This is a genomic window from Conexibacter stalactiti (assembly GCF_033542075.1).
GTDB lineage: Bacteria > Actinomycetota > Thermoleophilia > Solirubrobacterales > Solirubrobacteraceae > Conexibacter > Conexibacter stalactiti.
This window is the reverse complement of record NZ_JAWSTH010000049.1, coordinates 1-14171: the sequence shown is the minus strand read 5'-3', so window position 1 is coordinate 14171 and position 14171 is coordinate 1. Positions and strand designations below refer to the sequence as shown.

12 protein-coding genes and 1 pseudogene are annotated in these 14171 nt (G+C 73.5%); 6 read left to right on the top strand and 7 right to left on the bottom strand.

Going from position 1 to position 14171, the window contains the following annotated elements; genetic code table 11:
- Nucleotides 1-26 precede the first annotated feature (26 nt).
- On the bottom strand, nt 27-1571 hold the full coding sequence (locus R7226_RS17705; protein WP_318598565.1) for a SecDF P1 head subdomain-containing protein: 1545 nt from the start codon (nt 1569-1571) through the stop codon (nt 27-29).
- Nucleotides 1568-2146 (bottom strand): RNA polymerase sigma factor, encoded by a 579-nt coding sequence (locus R7226_RS17700; RefSeq protein WP_318598564.1) that lies wholly within the window; start codon nt 2144-2146, stop codon nt 1568-1570. The genes R7226_RS17705 and R7226_RS17700 overlap by 4 nt, the downstream gene beginning before the upstream one ends.
- Before the next feature lie 56 nt (nt 2147-2202).
- Here R7226_RS17700 and R7226_RS17695 point away from each other — a divergent pair, with 56 nt between their 5' ends.
- On the top strand, nt 2203-2991 hold the full coding sequence (locus R7226_RS17695) for a hypothetical protein (protein ID WP_318598563.1): 789 nt from the start codon (nt 2203-2205) through the stop codon (nt 2989-2991).
- 44 nt (nt 2992-3035) lie between these two features.
- On the opposite strand, the gene R7226_RS17690 is transcribed toward R7226_RS17695, so the two are convergent.
- On the bottom strand, nt 3036-4697 hold the full coding sequence (locus tag R7226_RS17690) for a PucR family transcriptional regulator (RefSeq protein ID WP_318598562.1): 1662 nt from the start codon (nt 4695-4697) through the stop codon (nt 3036-3038).
- 42 nt (nt 4698-4739) lie between these two features.
- On the opposite strand from R7226_RS17690, the gene R7226_RS17685 reads away from it, so the two are divergent.
- On the top strand, nt 4740-6302 hold the full coding sequence (locus R7226_RS17685) for an NAD(P)/FAD-dependent oxidoreductase (protein ID WP_318598561.1): 1563 nt from the start codon (nt 4740-4742) through the stop codon (nt 6300-6302).
- Nucleotides 6299-6649 carry a cupin domain-containing protein gene (locus R7226_RS17680; protein WP_318598560.1) on the top strand — a complete coding sequence of 117 codons (351 nt, stop codon included), beginning with the start codon at nt 6299-6301 and terminating at the stop codon, nt 6647-6649. The genes R7226_RS17685 and R7226_RS17680 overlap by 4 nt, the downstream gene beginning before the upstream one ends.
- On the opposite strand, the gene R7226_RS17675 is transcribed toward R7226_RS17680, so the two are convergent.
- From R7226_RS17675 to R7226_RS17660, 4 genes are all read right to left on the bottom strand, one after another.
- The gene (locus tag R7226_RS17675; protein WP_318598559.1) at nt 6640-8151 is read right to left on the bottom strand and encodes a CoA-acylating methylmalonate-semialdehyde dehydrogenase; all 1512 of its coding nucleotides are present in this window, start codon (nt 8149-8151) and stop codon (nt 6640-6642) included. The genes R7226_RS17680 and R7226_RS17675 overlap by 10 nt on opposite strands.
- Before the next feature lie 49 nt (nt 8152-8200).
- Nucleotides 8201-9601, bottom strand: a complete 1401-nt coding sequence (locus R7226_RS17670) for an aspartate aminotransferase family protein (RefSeq protein ID WP_318598558.1) — start codon at nt 9599-9601, stop codon at nt 8201-8203.
- Between the two features lie 93 nt (nt 9602-9694).
- Complete coding sequence (locus R7226_RS17665; protein WP_318598557.1) at nt 9695-11011, bottom strand: Fic family protein; 1317 nt, start codon at nt 11009-11011, stop codon at nt 9695-9697.
- An 86-nt stretch (nt 11012-11097) separates the two neighbouring features.
- A complete protein-coding gene (locus tag R7226_RS17660; RefSeq protein ID WP_318598556.1) occupies nt 11098-11709 on the bottom strand; it encodes a TetR/AcrR family transcriptional regulator in 612 nt (203 codons plus the stop codon).
- A gap of 292 nt (nt 11710-12001) precedes the next feature.
- Here R7226_RS17660 and R7226_RS17655 point away from each other — a divergent pair, with 292 nt between their 5' ends.
- From R7226_RS17655 to R7226_RS17645, 3 genes and pseudogenes are all read left to right on the top strand, one after another.
- Nucleotides 12002-12319: a hypothetical protein gene (locus tag R7226_RS17655; protein ID WP_318598555.1), complete on the top strand. Its 318-nt coding sequence runs from the start codon at nt 12002-12004 to the stop codon at nt 12317-12319.
- 72 nt (nt 12320-12391) lie between these two features.
- Nucleotides 12392-13903: a multicopper oxidase family protein gene (locus R7226_RS17650; RefSeq protein WP_318598554.1), complete on the top strand. Its 1512-nt coding sequence runs from the start codon at nt 12392-12394 to the stop codon at nt 13901-13903.
- A pseudogene (locus R7226_RS17645) lies at nt 13900-14171 on the top strand (hypothetical protein); the annotation flags it as partial. The gene R7226_RS17650 and the pseudogene R7226_RS17645, both read left to right, overlap by 4 nt.

Below are 14171 nucleotides of genomic sequence, written 5' to 3'. Positions count from 1 at the left end.
GCTCGGCTACAGCCGATGTCTGGTGTCTACCGCAGCTCCCGCATCGCTGGCAGCGTGCCGAGCGACAGCAGGCGCGCAAGCCGCTCGGCGTCACGGGCCGTGAACCCGCCCGCGATCAGCGCCCCGTCGTCGCCGTCGATTCCGTCCGGCAGCCGCTGCGGGTCGATCGCGGCGATCGACAGCAGGCGTCCGTCGAGCACGACGGCGAAGTGCTGCGCGATCTCGGCCGCGCTCACGCCCGGCAGCATCAGCGACTGGCCGCGCCGGGCGATCGCGCGCGTCGCTCTGTGGAACTCCCGGCGCCCCTCCGCCGTCAGGTCGAAGCGCACGTCGGGCTGACCGCTCGCGTTCGTCGCGGCGCGCGGGTGGACCAGCTCCGCGCCGGTCAGCGCCGGGCGCCCGCGCAGCACGTAGAAGCGCGCGCGCGGATCGTCGCGCGGCAGCGGGCTGCGGCGACCGCCGTCGAGCGCCTGCACGACCGTTCCGAGCCCATCATGCGGCCGCGAGAGGTTCTCCGGCACCTGCGCCAAGGTGCGCGCCAGCCCGAGCCGCATCCCGCCGGAGGCACCAGCCGTGCGACTGATCGAAGTCGCCCGCGCCGCGCCGTCAGCGAGCCCCTCCGCGACCGAGCGGCCGTCCGTCAGCAGCACGCTCGCCTCCCAGTCGTAGAACCGCAGGACGCCGGGAGCGAGTGCCGCGCGCGCGTCCGCGGCCGGCTCCGGCGTCCGGCTCGGCAGCTCGACCGTCAGCCGGTTGCCGTCGCCGACCACTTGCGACGGTCCCGGCCCGATCGCCTCCAGCCGCGCCTGCGCCAGCCCGACGTAGCGTGCCGAGAAACGGCCGCGCTCCACGCGGTAGACGAGCGAGCGGCCCGGCTGGAACCCGCTCGGCCGGACGGCGCCGAGTCGGATCGTCTGGCGCATCACGCGGCCATCCGAGTGGACCACGTCGACGTGCACGTCGACGCCGCCACCGCGCGGCAGCGTCGCGCCGAACGGCCGCGCCGTCAATCGCTCGCCGACCGTGCTGATCGTGACGGGCCGCTCGCGCAGCAGTGTCGCCCCGCTCGGCCCCTGCCCTCCGCGGGCCGCCGGCATCGACAGCACGACCCGCTCGGCGCCGGTCTCGGCCAGCCCCGTCACGACGACGCGGTCGCCATCGACGCGCGCGGCGAGCCACGCCAGCCCATCGCGTTCAAGCGCGGGCCGCAGCAGCTCCGGCGAGCTGCAGCTCGTCATGCCGGCGGCATCGCGTCCGTTGGGACGGTTGGCGCAGAGCGCGCCGTGCTCGTTCGCGAAGACCTCGAAGCTCCCGCCGGGCACGGCCAGCTCGACCCGCGCGGCCGGCGACAACGGCGAGCCGCCGTCGAACGGCCGCGCGACGACGAGGACCGCCGCCAGCAGCGTGACCGTCACAGCCGCGCCGGCGATCCGCTGGCGCGCATGCCGCCGGCGGCGACGCCGCTCGACGGCCGCGCCGACCAGCCGCTCGCCGATGCGCGCGAGCGGGTCGCCGCCGCCGCTCGCGGTCGTCGCGCGGCCGCGGGGTGCGTGGTGCTGGTGCTCGCTCATCGCTGCCGTCCCTCTCTCACCGCGGTCATCCGCACGCCGACGCGGCGCAGGCCGCGGTGGACGCGCGCCCGCACGTTCTGCTCGCTCGTCTGAAAGCGCGCCGCCAGCTCCGCGTACTCCCGCTCCTCGACGATGCGCGCGAGCACCGCCGCGCGCTGGTCCTCCGGCAGGTCGCCGACCAACCGCAGCGCAAGCGCGCCGTCGGCCTGCTCGCTGAGCCGCCGGTCGACCTCCGCGATCTCGTCCTGCGACAGGTCGAGCGTCGCGATCCCCAGCCGCTGGAGCGCGCTGTCGGCGGTGCGCGCCCGCCGCAGCGAGTCGATCAGCTTGTGGTTGGCGATCGTCAGCAGCCAGGCCCGCACCGGCGCCTCGCCGGGCCGGAAGCGATCGGCCGACTGCAGCGCGGCCGCGAACACCTCCGCCGTCAGGTCGAGCGCCAGCTCGGTCGAGCGGGTGCGCGCCCGCAGATAGGCGAGCAGCGCCGGCGCATGGCGCTCATAGACCGGCCCGAAGGCGGCCGGATCACGGCGCGTGGCAGCCAGCAGCTGCTCGTCTGTGCGGTCGTCGTGCCCCATCTACACGGTTCCACGCGGGAGCCGCTCCCCTGTGACGAGCGATTAGTCTCACAGAGGTGAGTGACGCGCAGGCAGATCAGCCGGGCCGGGCGATCGTGCGGATCGAGGCCGGGAGCGTCCCCGCGCTCGGCGACGTCGTCGACGTGCTGCGCGCGAAAGCGGTGGCGCTGGAGCGGCTGGCGGCGACGATCGAGCGCCTGCGCGCCGACGGCTGGCGCACCGACGGCGCCGTCGGGCTCGCCTTCTCCCTCGGCGTCGACGGCGTCCACGTCGAGCGCGACGTCGCCGGCTTCGGCGAGCTCGAGCGGCTCGCCGGGGCGCTCCCGGCCGGCACCGTGCTCCACTGGCACCGCCACGACCGCAGCTGGCGCTCCGGCGGCTGGATCGCGGGGCTGCCGCCGGCCGAGCAGCTCGGCGAGACCGACGAGCTGCCCGTGATCGTGCAGTCGACCCGCTCCGGCCGCCAGACCCGCTGCGAGGACCAGCAGCAGCTCGTCGCCGCGATCCGCCTGCATCTGGAGGAGATCCGCGACGCGCTCGACAGCGACGCGCTGACGCGCGCACGGGCTGACGAGGTGCGCGCCCAGCTGCGCGCGCTCGACGCCGGCGAGGCGCCGCAGGTCTTCTACCGCTTCGAAGGCTCGCCGGAGGCCGAGGACGCGCTCAACAGCGCCCACATGGTCCACGTCACGCCGGAGGCGCTGGCGCTGTGGGAGGGCTTCCAGGACGGCGTCGCGGGCGAGCCGCTGTACGAGGGCGACACGCGCCTGGAGGGGCTGACGGGGCTCGCCTTCCGCGACGGCTTCCGCCGCGGCGAGGAGCGCGCGCACCTGCTCGGGCGCTGAGCGCGTCGCGGCCGGGCGTCCCGCGCGAGGCGACGGCGCACGCCTCAGCCCGCGCCGTCGCCGTACTCGCGCGCGAGCACGGCGACGTGCAGCGTCAGCAGCTGCTCGGGATCGCCGAGGTCGACGCCGAGCAGCTGCTCGATCCGCGTCAGCCGGTGGTAGAGCGCCTGCCGGTTGAGGTGGAGTGCGCGCGCCGTCTCGGCCTTGCGCCCGCCGTTGGCCAGCAGCGCCTCCAGCGTCGGCATCAGCACCAGCTTGCGCGCGCGGTCGTGCGCGACCAGCGGCCCCAGCACGCGCTCGACGAGCGCCGCCTGCTCGGCGTCGTCGCGGCCGGCCCACAGCAGCCGCCGCAGCTCCAGCGCCGCGACGTCGTGCCACGGGCGCGGCGGCAGCGCGACCGCGGCGGCGGCGCTCTCCTCGCTGCGGCGCAGCTCGGCGCCGGCCTCGGCGGGCACGCTCGCGCGGCCGGCCGCGAGCGTCACACGCTCGGCGCCGACAGTTCTCGCGAGCACCCGCTCCAGCAGCTCGGCGACGGTCGTCGCGGCCGCCGCGCGCTGTTCGGCGACGGCCGCGTCGGCATCGACGGAGCCGTCGCCGCTCGCCCCGCCACCCCCGTCGCGCAGCGCCACCAGCAGCAGCACGGTCGCGCTCGACGGCCGCCGGCCGACGACGGCCTCCCAGCCGCGGTCGGCGAGCAGTCGCTGGACGTCGCGCAGCGCGCCGTCCCAATCGGCGCCGACCGGCGCGATCGCGCCGCGCACCTCGGCGGCGAGCGGCAGCAGCAGCGCGGGCACTCTGCGCAGGCCGGCGGCGAGCGCGGCGCGGCCGACCGCGGAGGGCGCGACGCGGCCGTCGGCGAGGTTGACGAGCAGGTTGCCGCGCTCGCGCGCCGCCAGCTCCTCCTCCTGCCGCGCGCGCAGCAGCGCCAGCGCGACGATCGCGCCGGCCTGGTCGAGCGCGACGCCGGCGAGCGCGTCCCACGGCGGGCGCAGCTCGGCGACGAGCAGGCGGCCGTCGTCGTGATGACCGCCCATCCGCACCGCGGTCGCGCGCACGCCGGGCGCGCCGGGCCGCCGCGCGACCTCCCACAGCTCCAGCGGATCGCCGCCGCTGCCGTCGCCCGGCAGCGCGTGCGACAGCAGCCGGCCGCCCGGATCCTCCAGGAAGACCGGCGCGTGCAGCGTCGCGGCGAGCGCGGCCAGCACCGCCGGGATCCCTTCGCCGTCGAGCATCAGGTCGGTCAGCTCGCGCTGGATCTGCTCGCCGCGCCGCAGCAGCGCGTACTGCGAGGAGACCAGCTCGGTGTGGATCGCCTCGGTGACGGCGACGAACGGGATCTCGCTGCGCAGCACGATCAGCGGCAGCTCGGCCTGCGCGGCGGCCTCGACGAGCGCGTTCGGCGGCTCGGCGAAGACGGTCCCCAGCTCGATCACGAGCGCGGCGGCGTTGCGGTCGGCGAGCGCGCGGACGAAGCGGCGCTGGTCGGCCGCGCGGCTGCCGATCCCCATGCCGGTGCTCAGCAGCATCTCGCCGCCGGTCAGCAGCGCGGCGATGTTCGCGACCTCGCCGGCATGGACCCAGCGGATCGTCCGGTCGAGCCGCTCGGCGCCCGCGACGACCTCCGGCAGCCCGCGCCGCAGCGCCGGCAGCTCGAGCGCGCGCCGGACCGTGATCGCGGGAAGGGGTCTGTCGTCGAACGCAGTCATGCCATGCCGTCCCCGCGCCGTCACGCGGCAACTCGTCGCTGAATGCACGGTCCGGCGCGACAGGGCGTCGCAACTCGCCGGCCGCGTCTTCGCGGGCGCGCTCGCGCAGGATACCGTCGCACGATCGCCTCCCCCTGGCCGCACACACCCCCGAGCGCCGCCGATCGCGCGCGCTACGCCGACGCCTCGACGACCCCGTACTGGCTCGACGCGCTCCCGCCCCGTCCTCCGCAACCGCCGCTCTCCGGTCCCGCCGCGACCGACCTCTGCATCGTCGGCGGCGGCTTCACCGGCCTGTGGGCCGCGCTGCACGCCAAGCGCGCCGACCCGGCACGCGACGTGCTGCTGCTGGAGGCGGCGACGATCGCCTGGGGCGCGAGCGGTCGCAACGGCGGCTTCGTCGCCTCGTCGCTGACGCACGGCCTCTCCAACGGCGCCGAGCGCTTCCCCGACGAGATCGAGCTGCTGGAGCGACTCGGGCTGGAGAACTTCGCGGGGATGCGCGAGGACGTCCGCGCGCACGCGATCGACTGCGGCTGGGAGGAGCCGGGCGAGCTGGCGCTGGCGCAGGAGCCGCACGAGCTGGCGTGGCTGGAGGAGGCCGCCGCGGAGGCGCGCCGCTTCGGCCATCAGGTCGAGCTGCTCGACGCCGCGGCGGTCGCGCGCGAGGTGCGCTCGCCGCTCTACCTCGGCGGGCTGCTGACGCGCAGCGGCGCCGCGCTGGTCGACCCGGCGAGACTGGCCGCCGGGCTGCTCGACGCGGCGCTCGCTGCCGGCGTGCGCGTGCACGAGCACAGCGCCGCGCTCGGCCTCCAGCGCGACGGCGGCGGCGTGCGCGGAAGCCGCGACGGCGACGGCAGCGGCGGCCAGCTCGGGAGCGCCATCACCGTCACGACCGCCGGCGGTCGCGTGCGCGCGCGCAAGGTGCTGCTCGGCACCAGCGCCTTCCCGCCGCTGCTCAAGCGGCTCGCCCACTACATCGCGCCGGTCTACGACTACGTGCTCGTGACCGAGCCGCTGAGCGCCGAGCAGATCGCGGCGATCGGCTGGCGCGGGCGCCACGGCCTGGCCGACTGCGCCAACCAGTTCCACTACTACCGCCTGACCGCCGACGACCGCATCCTGTTCGGCGGCTATGACGCCGTCTACCGCTACGGCGGCCCCGTCTCGACGCTCCAGGACGACGCCGGCGAGGAGACGTTCGCGACGCTCTCCCAGCATCTCGTCACGCTCTTCCCGGCGCTTGAAGGGATCCGCTTCAGCCATCGCTGGGGCGGCGCGATCGACACCTGCAGCCGCTTCTTCCCCTTCTTCGGCACCGCCCACGGCGGCGACGTCTCCTACGCGGTCGGCTACACGGGCCTCGGCGTCGGCGCGACCCGCTTCGGCGCGCAGGTCGCGCTCGACCTGCTCGACGGCCGCGAGACGGAGGCGACGCGCACCCGCTACGTGCGCACCAAGCCGCTGCCGTTCCCGCCCGAGCCGCTGCGCAGCGCCGCGATCCAGCTGACGCGCAATCGCCTCGCCGCGGCCGACCGCAACGGCGGCAGACGCGGCCTCTGGCTCAGAACACTCGACCGCTTTGGACTGGGATTCGACTCATGAGCGACGCAAAGCAGGCCGTCCACCACATCGCCGACGTGGCGCTGGAGCCCGACCCGCTGCCCGACGAGCAGGTCCTCGCGGGATCACCGCAGGTGAGCGCGCGCGAGCTGTGGAGCGCGCCCGGCGGCGGCGCCTCCGCCGGCATCTGGGAGCACAGCGAGGGGATCAGCAGCGACGTCGAGGCCGACGAGGTCTTCGTCGTCATCTCGGGTCGCGCGACGATCGCGGTCGAGGACGGGCCGACGCTGGAGGTCGGCCCAGGCGACGTCGCCACCCTGCGCGCCGGCCAGCGGACGGTCTGGACCGTCCACGAGCCGCTGCGCAAGGTGTACTTCGTTCAGGAGTGAACGGGGAAGCCGAGGTCGATCCCGCGGTCGGCCGGATCGGGCCAGCGGCGCGTGACGACCTTGCCGCGCGTGTAGAAGCGCACGCCGTCGGGGCCGTGGACGTGCAGGTCGCCGAACAGCGAGTCCTTCCAGCCGCCGAACGAGTGGTAGGCCATCGGCACCGGGATCGGCACGTTGACGCCGACCATGCCGGCCGTCACGTCCTGCTCGAACTGGCGCGCGGCGCCGCCGTCGTTGGTGAAGATCGCGGCGCCGTTGCCGTACGGGCTGGCGTTGGTGAGCGTGATCGCCTCGTCGTAGGAGTCGGCGCGCACGACGCACAGGACCGGGCCGAAGATCTCCTCGTCGTAGATCGCCATCCCGGGCTTGACGTCGTCGAACAGCGTCGGGCCGAGCCAGTGGCCGCCCGCGCGCCCCTCGACCTGCAGCGTGCGGCCGTCGGCGCGCAACGTCGCCCCGTCGGCCTCGCCGGTGTCGACGAGCCCGCGCACGCGGCCGAGGTGGCGCTCGCTGACGAGCGGCCCCATCTCGGAGGCGGGGTCGAAGCCGTCGCCGACGGTGAGGCCGGCGATCCGCTCCTCGATCTTCGCGATCAGCGGCTCGGCGACCGCGCCGACCGCGACGGCGACCGAGACGGCCATGCAGCGCTGGCCGGCCGAGCCGTAGCCGGCTGAGACGAGCGCGTCGGCGGCGAGGTCGAGGTCGGCGTCGGGCAGCACGATCGCGTGGTTCTTCGCGCCGCCGAGCGCCTGCACGCGCTTGCCGTGCGCGGTCGCGGTCTCGTAGACGTGCTTGGCGATCGGCGTCGAGCCGACGAACGAGACCGCTCTCACCTCGGGGTGGACGAGCAGCGCGTTGACCGCGTCCTTGTCACCGTTGATGACGGTGAAGACGCCCTCGGGCAGGCCGGCGTCAGCGAGGATCTCCGCGAGCAGCAGCGAGGCGGAGGGATCCTGCTCGCTCGGCTTCAGCACGAAGGCGTTGCCGCAGGCGAGCGCGACCGGCGCCATCCACAGCGGCACCATCACGGGGAAGTTGAACGGCGTGATGCCGGCGACGACGCCGAGCGACTGGCGCAGCGAGTAGGAGTCGACCCCGCGCGAGACCTGGTCCGACATCTCGCCCTTCAGCAGGTGGCCGAGGCCGCAGGCGAACTCGATCACCTCGAGGCCGCGCTGGACCTCGCCGGCGGCGTCGGAGAGGACCTTGCCGTGCTCGCGCGTGATCGCCTGCGCCAGCTCGTCGCGGCGCGCGTGAACGCCCTCGCGGAAGGCGAAGAGGACCTTCGTGCGCTGGCCGAGCGACGATCTGCCCCACGCCTTCGCCGCCTCTGCCGCGACGCGCACGGCGCGGTCGACGTCGGCCTCGGTCGCGAAGGCGACGCGCGCGATCGTCTCGCCGGTCGCCGACTCGGTCACCTCGCCGAAGCGCTCGCCGCTGCCCGCGTCGGGGCGCCCGCCGATCCAGTGGGCGAGGGTCGTGGGGGTCGTGCTCGTGGCCATGTCAGGGAACTCCGATGGTGGTCGCTTGGAAGAGTGGGCGTCGCGCGCGTCAGGCGGCGGCGGTCGCGGCGGCGGACTCGACACCCATGAACGTACCCGCGTCGGTCAGCACCTCCGCGAGGCGGTCGACGATCTCGTCGAGCACGGCGCGGTCGCTGATCAGCGGCGGGGCGATCTGGAGGACCGAGTCGCCGCGGTCGTCAGCGCGCGCGATCAGGCCGGCGTCGAGCAGCCGGCCGGGCAGGAAGCCGCGCAGCAGGCGGTCGCGCTCGGGCTTGTCGAAGGTGCGGTTCTCCGCGTCGCCGACCAGCTCCATCGCCCAGAAGTAGCCGCGCCCGCGCGTGTCGCCGACGATCGGCAGCGCGCGCAGCTCGGCGAGGCGCGCTTCGAGGTACGCCTCGTTGGCGCGCACGTTCTCCAGCACGCCGTCGCGCTCGAAGATCTCGATGCTCTTGAGCGCGACCGCGGCGCTGACCGGGTGGCCGCCGAACGTGATGCCGTGGCGCAGCGGGAGGCCGGAGCCGTGGATCGCCTCCGCGACGCGGTCGGCGACGAGCACCGCGCCCATCGGCGCGTAGGCGGCGGTGATCCCCTTCGCCGTCGTGGCGACGTCGGGCACGATCCCCTCGCGCTCGCTGCCGAGCCAGTGGCCGAGGCGGCCGAAGCCGCAGATCACCTCGTCGGCGACCAGCAGCGCGCCGAACTCGTCGGCGAGCGCGCGCAGCCCGGCCCAGTAGCCGGGCGGAGCGACGAGGCAGCCGCCGGCGTTCTGGACCGGCTCGGCGATGATGATCGCGACCTCGTCGGGGCCGGCGGCGACGATCGCGTCGCGGACCTCGGTGAGGAGCCGCTGCGTGTGTGCGGCCGGATCGGCGCCGTCGGGCGCGCGGAACGCGTTCGTGTTGGAGACGTGCGTGACGTCGATCGCGGGCCGGCCGAACGGCTCCTTGAAGCCCGGTACGCCGGTGAACGAGAGCGCCCCGAGCGTGACGCCGTGGTAGGCGCGGTCGCGCGCGATCGCCTTCAGCCGCCGCGGCTCGCCCTTCGCGGTGAAGTACTCGCGCACGATCTTCCACATCGTCTCGACCGACTCCGAGCCGCCGTTGGTGAAGAAGACGTGGTTGAGGTCGCCGGGCATGATCTCGGCGAGCTTCTCCGCGAGCGCGATCGCAGGCGGATGGGCCGTCGCCCAGTTCGTGTTGAACGCCAGCTTCCGCATCTGCGCGCTCGCCACCGCCGCGATCTCCTCGCCGTACGAGTAGCCGAGCTGCGAGCAGAAGAGACTCGAGAGCGCGTCGACGTAGCGGTTGCCGGCGGTGTCGAAGACGTAGGGACCCTCGCCGCGCTCCAGCACCAGCAAGTCACGCTCGCCGCCGTACGCCGCGGCGTGGTTGGTGAAGTGCAGGAGCAGGTGCTCCCGCGCGGAGTCGTGCAGCGCCGAGTGGGTCATGCACCTGAGCTTCCCGCCCCCGCCCTGCGCGCGCCATGCGCAGAGCGTCGGAATCTCAGGCGGCTGGTGGGACGGGGTGTATGACGGTGCGGGTCAGCCGGCGGTGGTTGAGGGCGGCCACGGGCCGAGCAGCGCTCGCCACCGCCCGATGCCGCCGTTGCGACTCGCTGCGGCATGCAGGTCGCGGCGACCAGCAGCCTCGAACTCGCCACGAGTCGGCCATCGCTCCCAGCCGCTCAAGAAAGTGCGCAACTCGCGCTCGATCCTCGCATCGGTCCAGCCGACGGGGCGACCGGGCGCGGCGCTCGTGTCGGAGCCCGGCTGCGCTGCGAACGAGTAGCGCGTCGCAGGCCCAGCCCCGCGCACGTGCAACACCCCGTGACGTGAGAGCGCAGCCAGATCCGCGCCTGCCGCCGAACGCGCGACGCCGGCGGCGCGCTCGTACTGCACACGGGTGAACTCACCCGGCCCGCTGATCCGCAACGCCGTCAGTGCCGCCTGCTGGCTCGGCGAAAGCTGTAACGGCGGCACGCCGCCCGCAGGTCCAAAGGCGCCGAGATCCTCGACCGTGCGAGCGATCCGCTCGTACTCCTCGACCAGCCCGCGAAGGAAGTACTCCAGCCAGCTCTCCATGTTGAGCGTGCGCGCCCGCACCGAGCGCAACGCGGCGTAGTAAGCCTGGCGATCGTCGGCGTAGTAGCGCTCGAAGGAGAACATCCGCCCGGGCAGCACGCCCGCGTGCATCAGGATTGCCGACTGGAACAGTCGCGCGACGCGGCCGTTTCCGTCCGCGAACGGATGGATGTCCGTGATTCCGTAGTGCACCACCCCGGCGACGACGTGCGGCGGTTCACCACGGCCCAGCATTCGCACCGCCCATTCGAACATGCTCTCGACCCGGCCTGGGACCTCCTCCGGTGGAGGCCCCTCGTGCATCACACGCCCAGTCAGGCGATCCACGACAAGGGCGATCCCGTCGCGCCACGCCCCTTCATGCTGTGGACGGAAGTGCGGGTCTCCACGTCGCCCCAGGTCGCGTGTTGTGACGCGGTGCAGGTCGAGCAGCAACTCCGGCTTCAGCGCGAGTCTCCCGCTGTCGAGCCGCTCGTCGAGCAGGTCGAGCGCGGCGACGTAGTTGATCAGCTCGACCTTCGCGCGCGTGTCCGGTGTGAGTTCGCCGCGCGTCGCGCGTTCGGCTTCGATTGCAGGCAGCTCGTTACCTTCGATCAGGTTCGAGTAGTGGACCGTCCCGACGCGGGCGGAGGCACGCAGCTGATCGGCGACGGCGGGCAGCACGCGGGCACCGCGTATCACGCCGAGTGTCTCGGAGAGACGCATCAGCAGCACCGTCGCCTCTGGGGTGAAGCGACGATAGTTCGCCGAGAACTCATGCTGCGATCGAGCCGCCACGGCACAGAAATCTACCGCGTGGGCCGATCTACTTCTACAGCTCCTATCGTGGAATACGTCCTATCTACCGTGCTGGCACGGAAGTTCTACCGCAGCATTCTCAGCACGAGGTCGGCGTGCAGGCGGCCGATCGACTCGGGGTCGCCGCCGCGCTGCGGGGTGTACCAGCGGGCCGAGTCGACGCCGAGCGACATGATCGCGCGGACGGTGCCCTGGAGGTCGTCGACGTGCAGCTCGCCGCCCGCCGCGCCGGCACGCAGCTCGTCGGCGACGAGGCGCTCGGTCGCCTGCCGCAGCGAGAGGATCTCGCCGAAGCGCTCCGGCGGCAGCGCGCGCAGCTCGTGCGCGGTCACCTGGCCGAGCGTCGAGAAGCGCGCGTGCCAGGAGGAGAAGGCGCTGACGAAGGCCGCCGTCCGCTCCGACGGGCCGTCGCGCTCGTCCATCGCCGTGCGGGCCGACTCGAGCACCGACTCGTGGCCGATCCGCATGATCTCGCCGAGCATCTCGACCTTCGAGCGGTAGTGCACGTAGACCGCGGCGGGGCTCATGCCGGCCCGTCTGGAGATGTCGCGCGTCGTCGCGGCCTCGAAGCCGCGGTCGGCGAACGCGTCGAGCGCCGCGAGCAGGAGCCGTCGCGAGCTCTCCGGCTCGACGTGCGCCCACAGTTCGGCGTACAGCCGGGCCGTCTCGTCGTCCATGCCCACAGGATCGCCGATGTGCGGGGAAAACGACGCCATCGCGGGGGCGGCGACCGCGCCAGATCGCGGTGTGGCAGATGCAACTCAGATATTGCGCATTGCACGGATCGATGTGATGTGCCACTCTAAGCAAGCGCTTAGTCACTGAAGGAGAGAACCCGTGCTCTACCAATTCAGCCGCGCCATGTACCGGGCCCTTGCCGACGACGTCGTCGAGAGCCCCGGACCGTGCGCGAAGGACCGCAGCAACCACCTCCGCGTCTTGCGCGCCTGTGAAGGCACGCTCGGCCGGATGGCGACCGACCGGTGGTACTTCGCCAAGCCCACACGGTCGCTGATCCGCGAGCTGCGCCCCTACTTCCCGCTCAACGCCCAGAGCCACATGAACGCGGTCGTAGAGCACTACCTCGCGCTCGCCGACGAGGCGATCGAGGAGCAGTTCGAGAGTGGTTACGACTTCGCCGGCAACCGCCTCTGCTGTCGCGCGATGACGCGCAAGGGCACGCCCTGCCAGCGCCTGCCGCACCCGCGCAACGGCTACTGCCCGTCGCACCAGCACCTCGCCGACGCCGACGAGCTGGACCACACGCGCGTCGTCGTCGCGGCCTAGAGCGCCGGCACGCCAGCGGCGGCCGCCCGCGGCCGCCCGCGCGCCATCCGCGCACCGTTATACGGTGCGCGGATGCGTCTCCAGCCCGTCGCCGCCGCAGCGGCTCTCCTGCTCGCCGCCGCCACCGCCGTCGCCTGCGGCGCCAGCGGTGAAGAAGACTCCCGTCGTGCCGCCGCGACGACGCCCGCGCCGACCGACTGGACCCCGAGAGCGGGCCTGCCCTTCTCCGAGCCGGTCCAGCTGCACAGCAGAGGCGGCAAGCTGCGCGTCGAGCTGACGGCCGAGCGCGGGATGGTCGAGGTCTCCGGCGCGCCGGTCGTCGCGCAGCCGTTCAACGGCAGACTGGTCGGCCCGACGCTGCACGTCAGACCCGGCGAGACGATCGAGGCGACGATCAAGAACGCCACCGACGAGGACACGAACATCCACTGGCACGGTCTGCACGTCAGACCGACCGGGATCTCCGACAACGTCTTCCGCACCTTCAGACCGGGCCAGACCGTCCGCTCGGTCGTCAGACTGCCGCGCGACCACGAGCCCGGCACCTACTGGTACCACGTGCACCTGCACGGTCTGACCGAGGGCCAGGTGATGGGCGGCCTCTCCGGCCTGCTCGTCGTCGAGGGGCTGAAGGAGCTGCTGCCGAGACCACTGCAGGGGATCAGAGAGCAGCAGCTGGCGGTCCGCGACCTGCAGACGACCGGCGGCGTCGTCAACGACGCGCAGCAGATCGACCCGCAGGCGCCGACGGCGCGCCTCGTCAACGGCCTGCTGAGACCGAGAATGTCGATCGCGCAGGGCGAGACGCAGCTGTGGCGGATCGGCAACATCGGCTCCGACCTCTTCTACAACGTGCAGCTCGACGGCCATCGCATGACGGTGATCGCCGAAGACGGGTCGCCGGTCTGGCGCGTCCACTCGGCCGACCACCTCGTGCTGGCGCCCGGCAAGCGCTACGACGTGCTCGTGCGCGGCGGCAAGCCCGGCAGCTACGCCTTCCGCACGCTCAGATACGACGAGGGCTTCGAGGCGCAGCCGAACGTCGAGCTGGCGCAGGTGACGGTGACCCCGAGCACGTCGAGCGCGAGACCGCCGGCCTTCCCGAGAACGCTCGACACGCCCGCCAAGCCGCTCGGCAGACGACCGATCGCGCGCAAGCGCACGTTCGTCTTCAGCTTCGGCACCGGCAGCGGCTTCTCGGCGCTGATCAACGGCAGACAGTTCACGCCCGGGATCAACAACGTCGTGCCGACGCTGAACACCGTCGAGCAGTGGACGTTGGTCAACAGATCGAACGAGGACCACCCGTTCCACATCCACGTCAACGACTTCCAGGTGATGAGCGTCAACGGCAAGCCGTTCCACGCGACCGGCCTGCAGGACGTCGTCGTGATCCCGAAGAACGGCGGCCGCGTCGTGATCCGCAACCCGTTCGACGACTTCCCCGGCCACTTCGTCTTCCACTGCCACATCCTCGGCCACGAGGACGCGGGGATGATGCAGACGGTCGACGTGGTCCGCAGAGGCGAGAGACCGACGCCGCCGCCCGGCGGCGGCATGCACGCCCATCACGACACGCCGTGAGCGACCTCGCCGGACTCGGCGCGTGGCCGGCGACAACCGCCGACTGGTCGCTCGCCGAGGCCGGTGACGGCCCGCTGCTGCTGCGCGTCGCGATCGCCGCGCGGCCGGCGGCCGCGGTGCCCGGCCCCGGGGCCGATCCCGCCCCGGTCGCCGCCGCGGCGCTGAAGCAGGCTGAGCAGCTGGAGGCCGCCGGCGCGCAGTTCGCGGTGCCGCCCGATGCGGCCGGCGCGCAGTTCGCGGCGCCGGCGGCGCACGCGGCGCTGCTGAC

What these genes read in the sequence shown, in the direction of transcription:
- R7226_RS17655 (WP_318598555.1), top strand. Translation starts at nt 12,002, where the DNA reads ATGGCGACCGACCGGTGGTACTTCGCCAAGCCCACACGGTCGCTGATC.
- R7226_RS17690 (WP_318598562.1), bottom strand. Translation starts at nt 4,697, where the DNA reads ATGACTGCGTTCGACGACAGACCCCTTCCCGCGATCACGGTCCGGCGC.
- R7226_RS17680 (WP_318598560.1), top strand. Translation starts at nt 6,299, where the DNA reads ATGAGCGACGCAAAGCAGGCCGTCCACCACATCGCCGACGTGGCGCTG.
- R7226_RS17675 (WP_318598559.1), bottom strand. Translation starts at nt 8,151, where the DNA reads ATGGCCACGAGCACGACCCCCACGACCCTCGCCCACTGGATCGGCGGG.
- R7226_RS17650 (WP_318598554.1), top strand. Translation starts at nt 12,392, where the DNA reads ATGCGTCTCCAGCCCGTCGCCGCCGCAGCGGCTCTCCTGCTCGCCGCC.
- R7226_RS17660 (WP_318598556.1), bottom strand. Translation starts at nt 11,709, where the DNA reads ATGGACGACGAGACGGCCCGGCTGTACGCCGAACTGTGGGCGCACGTC.
- R7226_RS17685 (WP_318598561.1), top strand. Translation starts at nt 4,740, where the DNA reads ATGCACGGTCCGGCGCGACAGGGCGTCGCAACTCGCCGGCCGCGTCTT.
- R7226_RS17705 (WP_318598565.1), bottom strand. Translation starts at nt 1,571, where the DNA reads ATGAGCGAGCACCAGCACCACGCACCCCGCGGCCGCGCGACGACCGCG.
- R7226_RS17700 (WP_318598564.1), bottom strand. Translation starts at nt 2,146, where the DNA reads ATGGGGCACGACGACCGCACAGACGAGCAGCTGCTGGCTGCCACGCGC.
- R7226_RS17670 (WP_318598558.1), bottom strand. Translation starts at nt 9,601, where the DNA reads ATGACCCACTCGGCGCTGCACGACTCCGCGCGGGAGCACCTGCTCCTG.